The sequence below is a fragment of the Solitalea lacus genome, assembly GCF_022014595.1.
Lineage (GTDB): Bacteria > Bacteroidota > Bacteroidia > Sphingobacteriales > Sphingobacteriaceae > Solitalea > Solitalea lacus.
Window position 1 is genome coordinate 2,703,542 of the sequence record NZ_CP091740.1, and the last position, 17,207, is coordinate 2,720,748.

General features: G+C 39.3%; 13 protein-coding genes. 7 read left to right on the forward strand and 6 right to left on the reverse strand.

The window, feature by feature from the left end:
* Nucleotides 1–278: 278 nt before the first annotated feature.
* Nucleotides 279–998 carry a hypothetical protein gene (locus L2B55_RS11610; RefSeq protein ID WP_237845683.1) on the forward strand — a complete coding sequence of 240 codons (720 nt, stop codon included), beginning with the start codon at nt 279–281 and terminating at the stop codon, nt 996–998.
* Nucleotides 999–1,324: 326 nt separating this feature from the next.
* Here L2B55_RS11610 and L2B55_RS19055 read toward each other — a convergent pair whose 3' ends face one another.
* Together L2B55_RS19055 and L2B55_RS11615 are read right to left on the reverse strand one after the other, a co-directional pair.
* Entirely contained in the window at nt 1,325–1,510 is a 186-nt protein-coding gene (locus L2B55_RS19055; protein WP_420854523.1) for an ISAon1 family transposase N-terminal region protein, read from the reverse strand.
* Nucleotides 1,511–1,794: 284 nt separating this feature from the next.
* Nucleotides 1,795–2,592, reverse strand: coding sequence for a hypothetical protein (locus tag L2B55_RS11615; RefSeq protein ID WP_237845684.1), 798 nt, complete (start codon nt 2,590–2,592; stop codon nt 1,795–1,797).
* A gap of 355 nt (nt 2,593–2,947) precedes the next feature.
* Between L2B55_RS11615 and L2B55_RS18875 the strand changes: the two genes are divergently transcribed.
* Nucleotides 2,948–3,073 carry a hypothetical protein gene (locus tag L2B55_RS18875; protein WP_255696422.1) on the forward strand — a complete coding sequence of 42 codons (126 nt, stop codon included), beginning with the start codon at nt 2,948–2,950 and terminating at the stop codon, nt 3,071–3,073.
* A 51-nt stretch (nt 3,074–3,124) separates the two neighbouring features.
* Here the strand turns inward: L2B55_RS18875 and L2B55_RS11620 are convergent, their stop codons facing one another.
* The 4 genes from L2B55_RS11620 to L2B55_RS11635 are packed head-to-tail and all read right to left on the reverse strand — an operon-like array spanning nt 3,125 to nt 9,562.
* Nucleotides 3,125–6,043 carry an FAD-binding and (Fe-S)-binding domain-containing protein gene (locus L2B55_RS11620; RefSeq protein WP_237845686.1) on the reverse strand — a complete coding sequence of 973 codons (2,919 nt, stop codon included), beginning with the start codon at nt 6,041–6,043 and terminating at the stop codon, nt 3,125–3,127.
* A 3-nt stretch (nt 6,044–6,046) separates the two neighbouring features.
* Nucleotides 6,047–7,576: an L-piperidine-6-carboxylate dehydrogenase gene (gene amaB, locus L2B55_RS11625; protein WP_237845688.1), complete on the reverse strand. Its 1,530-nt coding sequence runs from the start codon at nt 7,574–7,576 to the stop codon at nt 6,047–6,049.
* A 10-nt stretch (nt 7,577–7,586) separates the two neighbouring features.
* A complete protein-coding gene (locus L2B55_RS11630) occupies nt 7,587–8,492 on the reverse strand; it encodes a DUF1338 domain-containing protein (RefSeq protein ID WP_237845689.1) in 906 nt (301 codons plus the stop codon).
* A gap of 8 nt (nt 8,493–8,500) precedes the next feature.
* On the reverse strand, nt 8,501–9,562 hold the full coding sequence (locus L2B55_RS11635) for a saccharopine dehydrogenase family protein (RefSeq protein WP_237845692.1): 1,062 nt from the start codon (nt 9,560–9,562) through the stop codon (nt 8,501–8,503).
* 79 nt (nt 9,563–9,641) lie between these two features.
* Between L2B55_RS11635 and L2B55_RS11640 the strand changes: the two genes are divergently transcribed.
* The 5 genes from L2B55_RS11640 to istB all read left to right on the forward strand — a co-directional run bounded on the left by L2B55_RS11640 (nt 9,642) and on the right by istB (nt 17,202).
* Nucleotides 9,642–10,538, forward strand: coding sequence for a LysR family transcriptional regulator (locus tag L2B55_RS11640; RefSeq protein WP_237845693.1), 897 nt, complete (start codon nt 9,642–9,644; stop codon nt 10,536–10,538).
* Between the two features lie 623 nt (nt 10,539–11,161).
* A complete protein-coding gene (locus L2B55_RS11645; protein WP_237845694.1) occupies nt 11,162–13,141 on the forward strand; it encodes a gluzincin family metallopeptidase in 1,980 nt (659 codons plus the stop codon).
* An 18-nt stretch (nt 13,142–13,159) separates the two neighbouring features.
* Nucleotides 13,160–14,584 (forward strand): MBL fold metallo-hydrolase, encoded by a 1,425-nt coding sequence (locus tag L2B55_RS11650; protein WP_237845698.1) that lies wholly within the window; start codon nt 13,160–13,162, stop codon nt 14,582–14,584.
* A gap of 316 nt (nt 14,585–14,900) precedes the next feature.
* Nucleotides 14,901–16,397, forward strand: coding sequence for an IS21 family transposase (gene istA, locus L2B55_RS11655; RefSeq protein ID WP_237845700.1), 1,497 nt, complete (start codon nt 14,901–14,903; stop codon nt 16,395–16,397).
* A 67-nt stretch (nt 16,398–16,464) separates the two neighbouring features.
* Nucleotides 16,465–17,202: an IS21-like element helper ATPase IstB gene (gene istB / locus L2B55_RS11660; RefSeq protein WP_237845705.1), complete on the forward strand. Its 738-nt coding sequence runs from the start codon at nt 16,465–16,467 to the stop codon at nt 17,200–17,202.
* The last annotated feature ends 5 nt before the right edge of the window (nt 17,203–17,207 follow it).

Below are 17,207 nucleotides of genomic sequence, written 5' to 3' on the forward strand. Positions count from 1 at the left end.
CCTTATTTCAAAGGAATTGACTCCTTTGGCTAACGTTAAGGTTCAACCTACTTAGGTAAAGTATACTAGTTTTTGGATCAGAAAAGAAAATTAAGGAAACAAATCGATAAATTCGGCTTGAAAATGAAGAATTTGGCATTTAGGTCCTTTAAAGCACTTTTATGAAAAACGTTAGTCAGAACCCTAAATTCAAAAAAACTTCTAGTCACAGGAATTGACATTTCGCTGAATTCGGAATACTTGAACAAACTTCCTGAGCAACTGATTATTATAGAAAAATGGACATATTAAAAAAACAGTTAAAGCCAAACTGGAGTTTTTCTTTATCTATTTTGCTTTTATTATTCCTGCTATCACTATGTTCTAACGCACAAACTAATGATAGCACAAACTTGACCCCAAAGAAGAAAATAGACGGCTACCAAGATGCAGTTGCAACTGGATTGGTAGGTGATATTCTATACAAGGTCATAAGCCGTGAGGGAAAATCAAAAACTTATACTGATTTAATCCCTTTGGATGGTGGAACAGTAGGTATCGCACATTTCGCAGTAGGAGGCCTTGCAGACCTTTATAGGCAGATGGACACAGAGAAGTATTTCGGTAAATCACAACAGGAGATGATAGCCAATTATTCTAGTAAATGTAGACCGTCCGGAAAATCAGGTAACGATAATGGTTGGGGGTGTTATTCTCAAACTTGGTGGAGAGAGGGATTTAAGAAATTCTTAGCAAGTGAAGAATCGAAAAGAATTCAAGATAAAGTATGGGCAATGAAAATGAAGGAAGTTATTGATATAGCAATTTCAAAAGGGTGGAATTCACAAAGACAAATAGCTATTGCACTTGGAATTGCCAACTCCAGAGGAACATCCGGTTTTATAAAAATGGCTGATAACAACAGTTGGGATGCAGAGAAGACACTAAGCACATATGCAAAAAAAAGCGACCACACGAAAAGGCGTAAGGAGGCTATTGATAAATTTTTCCCGAAATAGTAGATATAGGATTGCAATTTAATGGTTAGCCAAAATCAACAGATAACAAGATCCTATTTGGTGAAATCATGTCTTACGCGAACGCGAATAACAATGGTATTGGTAAAATAGCAGCCCGACTAGGCGCAGTTTGCAACTACGCCTTCCTATACATTCGAATTTGAAATTCGCTGGAAAACATCAAGCAAAGAATGCCCTCCAATTTAAAATTGAAAGGAATAGTTGGAAATAGTTGCACTTCCTTAGACCTAATCCTCACTACCCTTGCCCGGTGAATGTTCCCACCCACGAGCTGCTGAATTTTTAAAAGCGAGTGATGCCACTCGCTAACCGACAGGGCGGCGGGTAATGTGGAGGTACACCTGAAAACCACGAATGGGAAAATCCTTCGGGGTGATGGGCTCAAAAAAGCCTTTGGAGTGCAATTTGTTTCCGGAATACTCTTCAGTGGTCTTGTTGACTTCCTTTAAATAGATATGAATTGAAGGTCTTTTTTCTCCACTTCGGTTAATTCAAAATATTCCTCAATGGACTCAGAAAGGATCAGTGGGATCAGGGCTTTATAGGACTCGTGCATGGTGTTTTTTAGGATGCACAAAAATGAACTTTTATTTCCTATTCCACAACTTTTGTACTTGATCCCAACCTGTTTAAAAACTAGCACAATTATTTGGCACTACCTTGATAAAAACTACTAATTATTGAAAAGTCGTTTGTTTTTTGAGAATAACACTTAGTCAATATTAAAACATTGACTAAAAGAATTGTTGTAAAAAATATCTTTTTCATAAAATAATTATTGAATGTCTTGAGATGATTTAGTCTTAAACAATGAATATCCGATTGCAATTCCAACCCAAGGCTGGTCCTTATAAATCCATTGTTTACCTACTCCACCAGTTAAGTAATCAATTCCTGTAAATAGGCCAAATTGAAAATTATTGTTTTCTAATAAAATACCAAAGTGACCAGTAACTCCTGAGGCGTTTGAAGCAGATTTATAGTAGCCTTTTGTGGTGGAACTATCAACTTGAATTGATGTTACACTAAAACCACCCAAAATATCTAAGCCCCATTCTTGGCTCCATTTTCGTTTATACCCAATTGAAAAGCCAAGTGAAACATCGTTTGTTAATAGAAAATCTTTATTGTAAATGTTTTCTACCTTACTTGAACTCCCAAACCGCATTTTTATTGGCAAAAGCACCGTTCCAATTGTAAAGCTATTTTTGGTAAGTCTTGGTTTACATTTTGTATTAAATGTCTGTAGTGGTAGTAAGAAAAAACGGTCAGGTAAACTATTTTTTAGTGTTGCTGCACTAAATGATGATAAATACAATCTCGTATTAAAGGCGACATCACTACCTTTCTGTAGTATGTGTATAACGTAACCTCCTGTAGCTGTACCATCAATCTTAAATTGTACTCCTGCATTAATTATTTCGCTTCCTGCAATAGTATTACCTATTCCATCGCATTTCTCAAGGCTCACATTTTCATTAAACTCAAAATATTTTCCTACATTTTTGTCTACTTGGCAAAAAGCAAAAAAAGTAAAACAAACAAATAATAACGACAAATAAATCTTCTTCATGTTCATTAGTTTTGATTATAATATAAGTGGTATCGTTAATTTGGGCCTGAAACGCAGCATGACGCACAACAATTGAATAAACGCAACTGGTTTCGTTTATACTAAAATTACGGGAGCAAACGCGTAGAACTGTCGCTTGAACGATGATAAATTACTGTATATAAATAGTTGTATTATAAATTTATTTAATTAAACTTAAAATAAAAAATTGCAAGACATGTATTTTACTGGCATGGTAAAACAGCCTTGAGCGTGCGTGGAGCTTGTGGTTCGAGCCGCTTGCAAGTGGAGGGAATGGTGGGAGCAAAGGGAAGGCTGAGGTAAGAAGCCGGTTTGCGACCTACCATATCTACCTATGAAACAGACCGGCGGGGTGCCGGATGTGATCAATGTAAGTGGCATGCAGCAGAATGAACCCATAGCTAACCTGCAACTGATCCTTAAGACAACAACTCTATTCCTCACTTCTTTCAGAAAATGAAAAGCACCTCAAAAAAGGTGCATTTGTTTTAATATTTATACTTCTTTTATTTTACACCACCGCATTTAACAAGATTTCCACAGGATGACTAGCATTTTTTCCGGTGCCATCGTAAATCTGATGGCGGCAGCTGGTTCCAGTCGCAGCAATTAGTACATCATCAGCCTGAGCCCTAACGGTTGGAAATAATACCAATTCTCCAATTTGCATGGATAAATCATAATGCTCTCTCTCATAGCCGAACGACCCTGCCATCCCACAGCAGCCAGAAGCAATGGTTTCAACCTGGAAATTCTCCGGAATGGATAAAAGTTGTTCAGAAGCTTTTTGCGCTAACCAGGCTTTTTGCTGGCAATGCCCATGCAATTTGATAACTTTTCGTTCCTTGGTAAACTGCTCCTTACCGATATTTCCTTTTTTAAGTTCTTGGACTAAAAACTCATCAATTAAAAAGGTATTGGAAGATAATTCTTTAGCTTCTGGAAGCAATTGGTCACTTACCAGGTCAGGGTATTCATCTCTGAAAGTAAGAATAGCTGAAGGTTCTATGCCCACAAGAGGTGTTTCTTCAGTAATAACCTTGCTGAGTAGACTAACATTTTGCTCGGCAATTCTCTTTACCCTTCTAATCAAACCTTTGGATAACAAAGCCCTGCCACTTTCCATATGCTTGGGGATTGTTACCCCATAACCCAATTTGTTTAATAACAGAATAGCCTTAATACCGATTTCAGTATCGTTGTAATTAGTAAATTCATCACAAAACAGGTAAACTTTTTTGGTAAATTTTTCCTGCGGATGTTGCCTTTTATATGATTGAAACCAGTTTTTTAACGTTACAGAATGGATTGTAGGCAAACTGCGCTTGATGCTAAAACCAATCAACTTTTTAAGTGCATTACTGATAAGTTTATTGGTCATCATATAATTATAGAGACCAGGCACCAAGGTTCCAAGCTTGGCTATAACTGAGGAATGACCTATTAACCATAAACGTAACGGTACGCCGTTGGAATCATAATATTGCTGTAGGAATTCTGCTTTTAACTTTGCCATATCGACATTGGATGGGCATTCCGATTTACATCCTTTGCAACTCAGACAAAGATCCATGACCTCTTTTATTTCTTCATGATCAAATCGGTTTACCTTTTCAGATGAGGTCAAAAAAGTCCTTAGAATATTCGCTCTTGCTCGTGTTGAATCTTTCTCATTCCGGGTAGCCATGTACGAAGGACACATGGTGCCACCCATGAGATGGGTCTTACGGCATTCGCCAGCGCCATTACATTGTTCGGCGTGCTGTAAAACATCCTGGTTGTAATAGCGGAATACTGTATTGAAAGCCGGAGTTTGTTGTCCTGGTTTATAGCGCAGCATCTCGTTCATCGGAGGGGTGTCCACAATCTTATTAGGATTGAAAATATGCTTGGGATCCCATGTATTTTTAATTTCTTTTAACAGCTGATAGTTCTTTTTACCTACCATTTGTTCAATGAATTCACCTCGTAGTCTTCCGTCACCATGTTCACCACTTAGGGATCCATTATATTTTTTAACAAGAGTGGCAATCTCTTCGGCAATTACCCTAAATAAGCGATTGCCTTCTTCCGTTTTTAAATTAATAATAGGGCGGAGGTGAAGCTCGCCGGAACCGGCATGCGCATAATGGACAGAATATAGATTATATTTTTCTAAAATCTGGTTAAAATCCGCGATATATGCCGGAAGATCATGAACATCAACCGCAGTATCTTCAATTACCGGCACTGCTTTTTCATCTCCAGGAAGATTACTTAACAAACCCAGTCCGGCTTTTCTCAGCGACCATATTTTGGATATATCCTTTCCAAAAAGCGCAGGAAAATGATAACCTAACCCAGCAAGCCTCATTTCTATCTCTACTCTACGGCATATACTCTTGATTTCCTCCAGGCTAGTTCCTGCGAATTCGACCACCAAAATGGCTTGAGGGTCACCCTTTACAAAAAAACGGTTGTGTCGTTGTTCCAGGTTCTCTTTCGTACACTCCAATATATAATGGTCAATGAGTTCACTGGCTCGAGGAGCATATTTTAATGCAATAATATTTGCCCGCAGAGCTTCATCAATGCTTTCAAAGTGCGCACACAACAAACCTGTTTCTCGTGGATGAATGGGTACAAGGTTTAATTTGATCTCTGTGATAAACGCTAAAGTTCCTTCCGAACCAGCAATCATTGCACAGAAATTAAAATCGGGTGTACCGGCAGAAAAGGGAGAGGTTTCTAAAAGAAGATCGATGGCATAGCCTGTGTTTCGTCTTTCGATGCTCTTTTTGGGGAATTCCTTCCGAATTTCACACTGGTTTTCATAATTACCTAGCATGCTTCGAATGGACTTGTAAACTGTAGCCTCTAAGGTATCGCCGGAACATTTATCGATAAATTCATCAAAACTCAAGGCTTTAAATTCAACTTCCGATCCATCACTCAGAAAAGCTTTAACTTCAAGTGTATGCTCACGGGTGCTCTGGTAAACAACAGAGTTGGAGCCGCATGAATTATTGCCAACCATGCCTCCAATCATTGCCCTGTTGGCTGTAGAGGTTTCCGGGCCAAAGTAAAGCCCATAGGGTTTCAAAAACAAGTTCAACTCATCACGTACAACACCTGGCTCAACAAGTACCCAGTGTTCTTGGGCATTAACTTCCAGAATCTTATTCAAATGTTTGGAAACATCTACCACAATTCCATTACCCACCACTTGCCCAGCAAGAGAGGTCCCCGCTGTTCTTGGAATCAGCGAGGTACCTTCTTCGTTGGCAAAATTGATTAGTGTTTTAATGTCATCTTTAGACTTAGGGATGGCTACTGCCAAAGGCATTTCTGCATAAGCTGATGCATCGGTAGCATACAAGGTCCGCATCATCTTATCGGTGTACAATTCCCCATTTAGCTGCCCGGCAAGCTGCTTAAGTTTATGCTTCATTCGTTAATTAAGATCGAATTTTATTCCCTGTGCCAGTGGCAATGTTTTCGAGTAATTGATGGTGTTTGTTTGTCGGCGCATATAACCTTTCCATGCATCAGATCCGCTTTCGCGTCCACCGCCGGTTTCTTTCTCTCCACCGAAAGCACCACCAATTTCAGCACCTGAAGTACCAATATTTACATTGGCTATTCCACAATCAGATCCGTTGGCAGATAAAAATTGCTCTGCCTCACGCATACTTAATGTCATGATGGCCGAAGAAAGACCTTGAGGCACCCCATTCTGCAGTTGAATGGCCTCGTCTAAGGTTTTATACTTAATGAGGTATAGGATAGGGGCAAAGGTCTCTTCCTGTACAATTTCAAAATGATTTTCTACCTCGGCAATGCAAGGCTTAACATAACAACCCGAAGCATAAGCATCGCCATCTAAAACACCTCCTTCTACAATGAATTTAGCACCTTCTGCTTTTCCTTTCTCAATGGCTTTTAAATACATATCGGCGGCGGCGGTGTCAATCAGCGGACCTACGTGATTATTTTGATCCAATGGACTACCAACTCTAAGTTGGGCATAAGCCTTTACCAATTTGTCTTTAAACGTATCATAAACATCTTCGTGGATGATTAGACGACGGGTAGAGGTACAACGTTGTCCAGCAGTACCCACGGCACCAAATACTGCACCAATAATGGACATCTCCAAATCCGCATCTTTTGAAATAATGATGGCATTATTACCTCCCAATTCGAGGATAGTTTTCCCGAAACGTCCTGCAACAGTTGAAGAAACCAATCTGCCAATGCGGGTAGAGCCGGTGAATGATACCATTGGAATTCTTGGGTCATTGTTGATAAGGTCTCCAACCGGATTTCCGGTAATTAAACAACTGATACCTTCGGGCAAATCATTCGCTTTTAACACCTCTGCAATAATGCGCTGACAGGCAACTGCGCATAAAGGTGTTTTGGATGATGGCTTCCATACGCATACGTTTCCGCACACAAGAGCCAAGGCCGCATTCCAGCTCCATACGGCTACCGGAAAATTGAAAGCGGAAATAATACCCACAATTCCAAGGGGGTGCCATTGTTCATACATGCGATGGCCTGGCCTTTCAGAATGCATGGTCAATCCATACAATTGTCTCGACAGACCCACTGCAAAATCACAGATATCGATCATTTCCTGAACTTCACCCAAACCTTCCTGCAGACTTTTACCCATTTCATAAGAAACCAAAGCGCCCAAGCTTTCTTTCTTCACTCTTAAAGCATCGCCTAGCTGGCGCACGATTTCACCTCTTTTGGGTGCAGGTACATTGCGCCAAAACTGGAATGCCTTTTCGGCTGTTTGCATTACTTTTTCATACTCTTCGGTTGAAGTTGTTTGTACCGAAGCGATGTGTTTACCGTCCACCGGGGAAGAAGAGCAAATAGTAGCTCCGGTCCCAAACCATTGCGAGCCTGTAGAGGTCCCACAGTTATTTTCGGCAACCCCCAATTGGGTTAATATATTATTAATGTTCATTTTACTAAATTCAGAACTGAGTTTGTTCAGTGTAAGTACTTTCAAAAATTTTATCTGCATTGCTGGTCTCAAAACCTTCACGTCTATGCACTGGTTTTATTTCGTCTGGCGAAAGATGTCGGTACTCTGGCATTATCGCTCGTTCAGCAAATTCAACATAACTGCCTGCAATTTTCATTTTTCCACCATCAGCAAAGGCCACTTCATGCATTTCGGCAACAGTACTGCTTTGACTTAATAATCCATCGGGACTGGTTTTAATAATCCCATCAGCATTATTCAACCTGATATCTAATTGCTCTACAAATTTGTTAAAATCACTTAGGGTATTATAACCTTCTTTTAAGGCATGTACACTAATCGTGTAATGGTTAAGGTAATATCGATTGTAGATTACCCATGCAGCATACTCACTTTCGGCAAGCAAGGCCATATAGTCGGCTTTTGTTGGAAGTTCCCAAAGTGGTTTATGGAAGAATGCCGCCACCTGTACTGCATCATCCAAATCCAGGTTATCTACCGGATCCGAAGTAATTGGGTCGGTATATTTTCTAATGATCTGTTGAGTTTCTTCAGAAAGCTCATTCACCATGAGCTCACTCATGAAAACTCTAGGATATTCTTCTGATGGTGGTGCGTACCAGTAGGCATTCAGCTTTTTCTCTTCGAAATAATATTGATCCCTCTTCTGGTAACCATGTTTAAGAAAAATTTTTTCAAATGATTGGATCCCAAGATGGGGAACACCTAGGGTTCGAAACGCCACATGATCATTAACGATCTCGTCCTGAGCATTGATTACTCCCCGGTTGATCAATGCATCAGTAATTATTTTTACAGCCGGGACATTTTCCTTATAACGATCGAACAGATCGTTTAAGAAATAATCCAAGGCTTTATGATTGGTGAATTTCATTTTCTTAATTAATTAAAAAATTGACCGGTATGTGATTTCAAAAATTCACTGAAAGAGATTTCTTCCTGCTTAATAAAGCCTTTCGAATCCAAAGCTCCCATAGCAACCATTTCTACTACTGCAACAATACTCGCCGCTGTTGTCCAAGAGATAGCTCTCCACGAGTTTCCGTTGATGTTAATTGGTGTATAAGCTCTTACAAACTCTTTACGATCTATTGCACCGTTTTTCCATCCTTCGGCCGCAGCATATACCAATACCACGTCTTCGTCAACAGGTGGTTTTGCATTTTTTAAGATATCCTCCAATTGCTGCTTATCGTTTTTCATGTGCAATTCATGAATCAGAAAATTCATGCGTTCGCAATGCCCAGGATAACGGATTGTTTTATAATCAAGTCGATCAACTTTACCTTCGTAAGTTTCGCACATGGTTCCTAAACCACCCGAAGTATAGAAGGCTTCGTAAATACCCCCATTGATATTAATGGTTTCTTTGCCTTGTAATGATCTCACCAGCTTACGTTGACCATCATGGATAGCTTCTGCATCGTTGATGTATTCATTTACCACTCCAGCAGCCGACCAGGTGAAAGCATAGCCTAAATCACCATTTGGGTATTTAGGCAATGCCCCTACACGCATTTCAATAGAACGAAGGGTATCAAAATCCTTAGCCAAATCAGCACCAATGATACCTATAATGCCTGGAGCAAGACCACATTGAGGGGCAAGTACTGCCGTTGCAGTTTCACTTAAGCTTCTGATGTAGTTCGTGGTTTCCACATCTTCAGTTAAGTCGAAATAGTGCTTTCCTTTATCATGTGCAATTTTAGCAATTGGTTTGTTTAAGAAATAGGGTAGGGCTGATACCACAGCATCATGTTCTTCAATGATTTTACTTAAAAATGCACTATCAGCAACATCACCTGATAAGATCTTAAACGGTAATTCATAGTCGTAATGTGGGGCCTGTTTATCTATTCCTGTAACTTCAAATTTTTCACTTAACAGGGTAGCTACAAGCGTTCCAACTTTCCCAAGGCCAAGCGTAAGGACTTTATTAATCATATTAATTTTAGGTTGTTTTTAGTCATTCGAACAAATATCCATAACTTAGTCATTAGTAATGATTCATATTAATTAAATAATGATAAGTGCAACTAATCAAATAGAATTAAGACATCTTAATTATTTCCGAATGCTTGCTGAAGAACTTCACTACCGGAAGGCTTCAGAAAAGTTGTTTATTTCTCAGTCTGCTTTAAGTCAGCAAATCAGACAGCTGGAACAATTGCTTGAAGTGCTATTATTTGATCGTACTAATAAGAAGGTAGCATTGACTGATGCAGGAAAGTTGTTTTACAACGATACGGTTGAGGTGTTGAATAAGGTAGAATCTGCGTTGATCAACCTGGAACTATTAAAGAAAGGTAACACAGGGCAAATCAAGATTGGCTTTGTGGCTTCGGCGATCGAATCTATTCTCCCAAATCTACTTAAGAAATTTAACACGGAGTGTCCGAATATTAAACTGCAATTGGATGAGCTTAGTAACCGAGAGCAATTGCATGCCTTAAAAAATGATAGTTTAGACCTAGGCTTTATGCGGTCTAATTTGGTTGAGTCAGACTATAAGATAAAAAGTGTTTTTAAAGAAACGTTTTCTTTGGTGCTTCCCAATGATCACTCTTTAACTGAGAAAACATTTATTAATGTAGGGCAGCTGAGAGATGAATCTTTCATACTTTTTCCCAATGATCAGAGTCAGCTTTATTATCAGCAAATCATCAATCTATTTGCCGATCAAGGCTTTAGCCCGAAAATCGCCCACCATTCAATCCATGCTCCTACCATATTTAAACTGGTTGAAAATGGAATGGGCCTTTCCATTCTACCTACATCACTAGCTACCAGTGAAAACAAGGGAATTCGATTTATCGAATTAAAAAATATTCCTCAACGGACAGTACTGTTTGCAGTATGGAAGAAAAACAATAAAAATCCGGCGCTTAGCTATTTATTGGAGATGTTGCAGGAAGTTTAAAGACTAGAACCTCCCGATGAATTAGCGCTGCCGGCGAGCAGAAAAAGCAGCGCCTAAATACTTGGCCCGCCGCCAACTTTAAAATTCATCCCTCTTTGTAATGAAAATCCTTCTGTCATGCACATTTCATTAGAAGAAATTATGTCCCCTGGTTGAATCATAGTTTTAATTTAAATTAAGGTATAGTGCAATTTAGCATTGTCGGTAACTCTAAAGTATACGGAAGTTACCATAAAAAGAAACCAGACAACTACTTTTAGAAAAATCGCTATTCAACGGTTTAATTCAGAGGATTTTTAAATAAAATAGGCATAATAACCGCGATTATTTTCCCGCTTCTACCAATGTTACTTTGTAAACAGCCAGTTTTTCATTTCTCAAGAAAGGAAACCATGATGTCAGAAGTGCTGGCCTAAACTCATTTTTCAATCGAATTACCACAATTAACACATTGATATTTAGTGCATTATTTGTAACTTAATAGTTATAACATTCTCCTATATTATATAATGTAAGACCCATCATATTTTAAGACTTCCATTTAAAATATCATTAGAAAATATCACTAACCTAGATCCAATATTTACTCATAACTACTTTAAAAACAAAATTACATCTACGTCATGTTATCAAAAGAATACAGTAATGTTGCAAAGCTTAAGGAAATCTTTGAAACTGAAACGCCGAAACCAAATTATAGAAAACTTCGTGGTTTTGCTTTTGACCCAAGTCTCTCTATACAACTTGAAACGTCAGCCATTAATATGGCAACTTTCAAAATCAAGTGGGAAGATTTAGAGCCTGGCCCAATCGGGGAGTATCTTGAAGTAATTGATATAGACCCAGCTAGTAACTTATACTATGATGGTGTAAATTTAAATGACCCCAATATTTTAGGTCAGGATGGTTTACCTCCTAGTGAAGGCAATCCTAAATTTCATCAGCAGATGGTTTATGCTGTTGCTATGAGAACTATTGAGAATTTTGAAAAGGCGCTTGGCAGAAGAGCCCTGTGGTCCGGGAGATATGATGCGAATACAACAGAGGGCGATAAAGAAAAATTTGTTGCTAAACTTCGCATTTATCCACATGCACTTCGAGAAGCAAATGCCTTTTATAGTCCTCAAAAGAAAGCCTTATTGTTTGGATATTTCCCAGCCTCTACAAGGGATGTCACCCAACATATGCCTGATGGAATAGTATTTACATGCCTATCTCAGGATATTATTGCTCATGAAACCACACATGCATTATTGGATGGAATGCATAGAAGATTCATCGAGGCTACACACCCTGATACATTAGGTTTCCATGAGGCTTTTGCAGATATCGTGGCCCTATTTCAACATTTCAGTATGCCAGAAGTATTAAATCATCAGATTGCTAAAACCAAAGGTGATTTAACCAGTCAAAGTTTACTCGGTGAACTAGCACAACAGTTTGGGAAGGCAATAGGACATTATGGGGCACTTAGGAGTGCTATTGGAAAAGAAAACCCTGAAACAAAAAAGTGGGAATTATCTCCTCCAAACCCCAATGACTATATCGATATTTTAGAGCCACATGCCAGGGGGGCAATATTAGTTTCAGCTGTTTTTGAAGCCTTTATTTCAATTTACAATATAAGGGTTAAAGATTTATTCAGAATCGCATCAGGAGGATCAGGTCTCCTTCCTGAAGGGGAATTGCACCCCACTCTTGTAAAGCTATTAGCCTTAGAAGCATCAAAGGCCGCTAACCATGTACTAAACATGTGCATTCGTGCTTTAGATTATTGTCCTCCTGTCGATATTAATTTCGGTGATTATTTGAGAGCATTGATTACTGCTGATGCAGAGCTAGTTCCAGATGATGATTTAGATTACCGTATTGCATTTATTGACGCCTTTAAACGCAGAGGAATCATCCCTAAAGGAATTAAAACATTATCTGTAGAGAGTTTAGTTTTTCCACTTGTTAAGGTTGGTGAGCTTCGAAATAAATTAAATCAGATTTCGGAGTTCCTTATAAACTTTCAGGATGAAATAAGCCGATATCAATACACTCGTGAAGACATTTACAATATAACCAAGAAACATAAAGGACAACTTCATGATCTCCTTGCTGATAAATTAGAAAACTCTTCGGAATTTTCAGATTTAACAGGTTTGCTATTTAAAGAAGAACATTTAGAAAAGTATTTAATAAGCATTGGAGACTATGGTGTACCTAAATTTGAGGTTCACTCCTTACGAAGAGCCAGAAGAGTCGGTCCAGATGGGGACGCTTTAAACCAGGTAATTATATCCATTACTCAGAAACTAAATATCAAAAAAAAAGAATGGATGCCTCTTCTTAATTCAAATGAATCAATGCAAAACAATGTAATTGAAAATAGTGTTGAAGATGACATTATTTTCAGGGGAGGAAGCACGTTGATTTTTGATCTGGATAAACACTCATTAAAGTATTGTATTAATAAACCAATGGTTGACCCTGAAAGACTAAGGGCTCAGGTAAAATATCAGAAAGAATCGACTTTAGGTTCTCTTTATTCCACATACTTCACCAACTCTCTTGCTGAAAACAACCCTGAACCGTTGGCTTTACTACATAGAATTTAAACAACAGCTTCTTCTAAAATGAAACTAAATAAAATACGCATTCGCATGTATAGACAAGGTCTAGGCGATTGTTTCCTTCTTACACTTAGTTACGGAGCTAATAAAAAGTACCATATTCTCATAGATTGTGGAGTAATTTTAGGTACTGCAAACCCCGAAAAGAAAATGGGTGAAGTAGCTCAAAATATAAAAGATGAAACGAATGGCAAAATTGATTTAGTTGTAATAACTCATGAACACTGGGATCATCTTTCGGGTTTTAAACAAGCACAAAAAATATTTGATGAAATCAATTTTGATGAGGTTTGGATGGCTTGGACTGAGGATCCTAAAAATGATTTAGCCAACAAACTAAGGAAAACACGCGAAGAAAGAAAAATGGGTCTGGCGACAGCATTGGACAGATTGAAATTGGAATTAATCAGCAATCAATTTCTATCACCTAAACAATTTAACGCCCGAAAAGCTTATTTAGGTGCTGTGGAAGAAATTACTTCGTTCAATGGAGGATTAGGTGCAAACGGAAGTTCGTCCACTTCAGAAGCTTTAGATTACGTAAAGAAAAAAGCCAAAGGCAATCTTTCTTATTGTAAACCAGGTAAAGATCCTTTACAATTAAAAGATATCGAAGGAATAAGGCTGTTTGTGCTGGGTCCTCCAGAAGATGAAAAATTACTTAAAAAAGATTTAGCGAATAAAGAGGTATATCATGAGTTTTTCAAGTCTGATTTTGGAAATAGCTTTATGAGTGCCCTGAATTTCAATGGGGATCAAAACTCTATAGATAAATACCGCCCTTTTGAAAGTAGTGGGATTGAAATTGAAAAGGTGAAGCAAAATAATAGTTTAAGTGAAAGCTATTATAATGCGGAGAATGAATGGAGGCAAATTAATAATGATTGGATGGATTTTTCCGGCCAATTAGCACTTGCATTGGACAGTGATACCAATAATACAAGTTTAGTACTGGCAATTGAATTAACTGAAAGCGGAAAATTTCTGCTTTTTCCTGGTGATGCTCAGGTTGGCAACTGGCTTTCATGGCATAATTACAAATGGACAGTAAAGAATAATAAAGGGGAGAATGAAGAAATTGATATAAAAAAAATATTTGAAAGAACCACCTTTTATAAGGTTGGTCATCACGGAAGTCATAATGCAACTTTAAGCACAAATGGACTCGAATTAATGACGAATAACGAGTTAACTGTTATGATACCTGTTAATAAGGAAATGGCAAAAAAGAAAAAATGGAATATGCCATTTCCTCCTTTATTGGATAAATTATTGGGTAGAACTTCAGGTAAAATTTTAATGGCTGATGAAGATTTAGCCAATTCAAAAAAGCCTACCGAGATTTCTTCGCAAGAATGGGAAAAGTTTAAACAGTCTGTCAATCAAGATAGCGGGAAATTGTTTTTTGATTATGAGATAAATTGCTAACAGTTTGAATGCACCGGGATCTTCCTCAGATAGCGAGTTTATTAATACTTTGCAAATTTGGTTAACCCAGGGTGTCTAAAACGGTAGTCAATGGGCCAGCCATTACGGTGATGCCGGGCCAGTCATAACGGGAATCATTGGGCCAAAAAGATAACCGTTATTACGGAGGTCATTGGGCCAAAAGCAATGTCTGCTCCTAAAAGCAAAACGGAGGTCATTGGGCCAAAATAGTACCAGGGATTCCTTGCTTAAAACGGAAGTCATCGGGCCACTTTTCATGATTTTTAATAGCCTTGTATCTGAACTCAATGGATGCATGGCAGGACAACGAATTGATATCATGGAATTACGCAGTTTAATTTCCCTTAAACTTAAAGGCTTAAGCAACCGCAAGGTAGCAGATTTTTTAAAAGTTAACCGTAAAACGGTTGACAGTTATACCAGTCGTTTCAAAGCACTGAACCTCTCTTACCAGGAGCTCATAGAGCTCGGGGAGGCTGATCTTAGGGACTTGTTTACCGAAAACAGCCAGACTGAAAAAGCGCGTTACGAGATCCTCAGCAGTCAGTTTCCTGCTATACAAAAGGAACTGCACAAACCTGGAGGCACTTTACAGGAGCTCTGGAAAGACTACTTTGAAAAGAACCCCAAAGGCTATAAATACACCCAGTTTGCCCTGCACTACCGAAACTGGAAGAGCCGGAGCCATCACAGCGGTAAATTAATCCATAAAGCTGGGGAAAAGCTCTTTGTCGACTTTTGCGGCAAGAAGCCTTATTATGTAGACAAATCTACCGGTGAACAGATTGATGTGGAAGTATTTATCGCTGTGCTCCCTTGCAGCCAGTATACCTTTGTCAAGGCAGTTCCTTCCCAAAAGCGCGAAGATCTGATCAGTTGCATGGAATCTTGCCTGAGGTGGATGGGTGGGGTTCCACAGGCCATCGTATCTGATAATCTCAAATCCGCAGTTAGCAAGGGTAGTAAATACGCTCCTGTGATCAATAAAACCTTTGCCGACTTTACCCTGCATTATGGTTGCGTGGTCGATCCTGCCCGTCCGCATCACCCTCAAGATAAGGCACTGGTGGAACGCAGCGTAGAGCTGGTCTACCAGAAAGCGATTGAGGAGCTCTTGGAGGAATATAATGATTACCTGTTCTCTCATGGAGGCGGCAGCCGCAGGAGTTATTTCATTGATCTGGAGCAACAATACTTACAGGGAATTGCGACCGACTCTTACAGTATCCGACAATACAGGCGGGCTAAAGTACAAAAGACAGCACATGTCTACATGAGTGAAGATCGCAACTATTACAGCGTTCCTTACCGCTTTACCGGCATGCATGTGGAGGTGCAATACAATCAGGATAAGGTAGAGATCTTCTATAATTACGACCGTATTGCCAGCCATGAACGAAATTATAAGGCAGGCAATTATACTACCATACCCCAACACATGCCTTCCTCGCACCAGGCTTACGGACAATGGAGTCCTGAATACTTCCAGGGTCGTGCCCGCCAGGTAGGTCCTTTTACCCTGGCCTATATTCAGCGCTTGTTTACCCAATATAATTATCCAGAAATCGCTTATAAGCAGAGTCAGGGAATCCTCGCTTTCGGGAAAACGTACAACAATGAACGCCTGGAAAAGGCATGCAAAAGAGGCTTGGAATACCATAAGGCTTCTTACCGCACCATTGAAATGATACTGAAGAACAACCTGGATATGGAGCAGGAAGATCCAGCGGAACCATCCGGTTCCCCGATCCCAGAGCACAGCAACATCCGGGGGGCAAGTCACTATCAATAAACAGGTTCCGGGGCATGCTGACCCCACCGGTCAATACTTACTTATTAAACAGATCCAACAACAAATTATGAATGAACACAACACCGTAGAAAAGATGCGCCGCATGCGCATGAATGCCATGGCGGCCCTTTACCACCGCAGTATCAGCGAACACCTTTATCAGGATTATACCCTGGATGACTTTCTTTCCCTGCTGGTAGATACTGAATGGGAAAGCCGACAGAACCGAAATATTGATAGCCTGATCCAGCGTGCTGGCTTTAAACAGGCAGCTTCTGCTTCAGATATTGATTACCAAACTCAACGAGGTTTAGATAAAACAACCTTTGAAAGGCTACTGGGGCTTACCTTTATTAAAAAAAAGGAAAATATCATAATTACTGGCTATAGTGGCTGCGGTAAAAGTTTTCTGGCTCAGAGTATAGGGGTTAAAGCCTGTCAAATGTTGCATCGAACAATGTATTACAATACAGCGCGGTTCTTTGACCTGGCCAAACTCGCTAAACTGCAAGGTACTTACTCTAAACTGATCAAGCGGATACAAAAAACGGAGCTGCTCATCCTGGACGACTTTGGACTCGTTCCTATTGATCAGGCTGCCAGGAATGTGCTAATGGATGTCATTGAAGAACGACATGAAACCTCTTCAACCATTATTGCCACACAGATACCGGTAGCAAATTGGCATGGCCTGATTGGAGAAAGTACGGCCGCTGACGCGATATTAGACCGGATCGTTTTCTCCTCTCACCGAATTGAACTGGAAGGTGAATCTTTCCGGAGAAAAAAACAATTGAGTCATTAAAATTA

Bases quoted from the DNA above. Each gene is read 5' to 3' on its own strand.
- L2B55_RS11610 (WP_237845683.1), top strand. From the start codon at position 279: ATGGACATATTAAAAAAACAGTTAAAGCCAAACTGGAGTTTTTCTTTA.
- L2B55_RS11615 (WP_237845684.1), bottom strand. From the start codon at position 2,592: ATGAAGAAGATTTATTTGTCGTTATTATTTGTTTGTTTTACTTTTTTT.
- L2B55_RS18875 (WP_255696422.1), top strand. From the start codon at position 2,948: ATGAAACAGACCGGCGGGGTGCCGGATGTGATCAATGTAAGTGGCATG.
- L2B55_RS11620 (WP_237845686.1), bottom strand. From the start codon at position 6,043: ATGAAGCATAAACTTAAGCAGCTTGCCGGGCAGCTAAATGGGGAATTG.
- amaB (WP_237845688.1), bottom strand. From the start codon at position 7,576: ATGAACATTAATAATATATTAACCCAATTGGGGGTTGCCGAAAATAAC.
- L2B55_RS11630 (WP_237845689.1), bottom strand. From the start codon at position 8,492: ATGAAATTCACCAATCATAAAGCCTTGGATTATTTCTTAAACGATCTG.
- L2B55_RS11635 (WP_237845692.1), bottom strand. From the start codon at position 9,562: ATGATTAATAAAGTCCTTACGCTTGGCCTTGGGAAAGTTGGAACGCTT.
- L2B55_RS11640 (WP_237845693.1), top strand. From the start codon at position 9,642: ATGATAAGTGCAACTAATCAAATAGAATTAAGACATCTTAATTATTTC.
- L2B55_RS11645 (WP_237845694.1), top strand. From the start codon at position 11,162: ATGTTATCAAAAGAATACAGTAATGTTGCAAAGCTTAAGGAAATCTTT.
- L2B55_RS11650 (WP_237845698.1), top strand. From the start codon at position 13,160: ATGAAACTAAATAAAATACGCATTCGCATGTATAGACAAGGTCTAGGC.
- istA (WP_237845700.1), top strand. From the start codon at position 14,901: ATGGCAGGACAACGAATTGATATCATGGAATTACGCAGTTTAATTTCC.
- istB (WP_237845705.1), top strand. From the start codon at position 16,465: ATGAATGAACACAACACCGTAGAAAAGATGCGCCGCATGCGCATGAAT.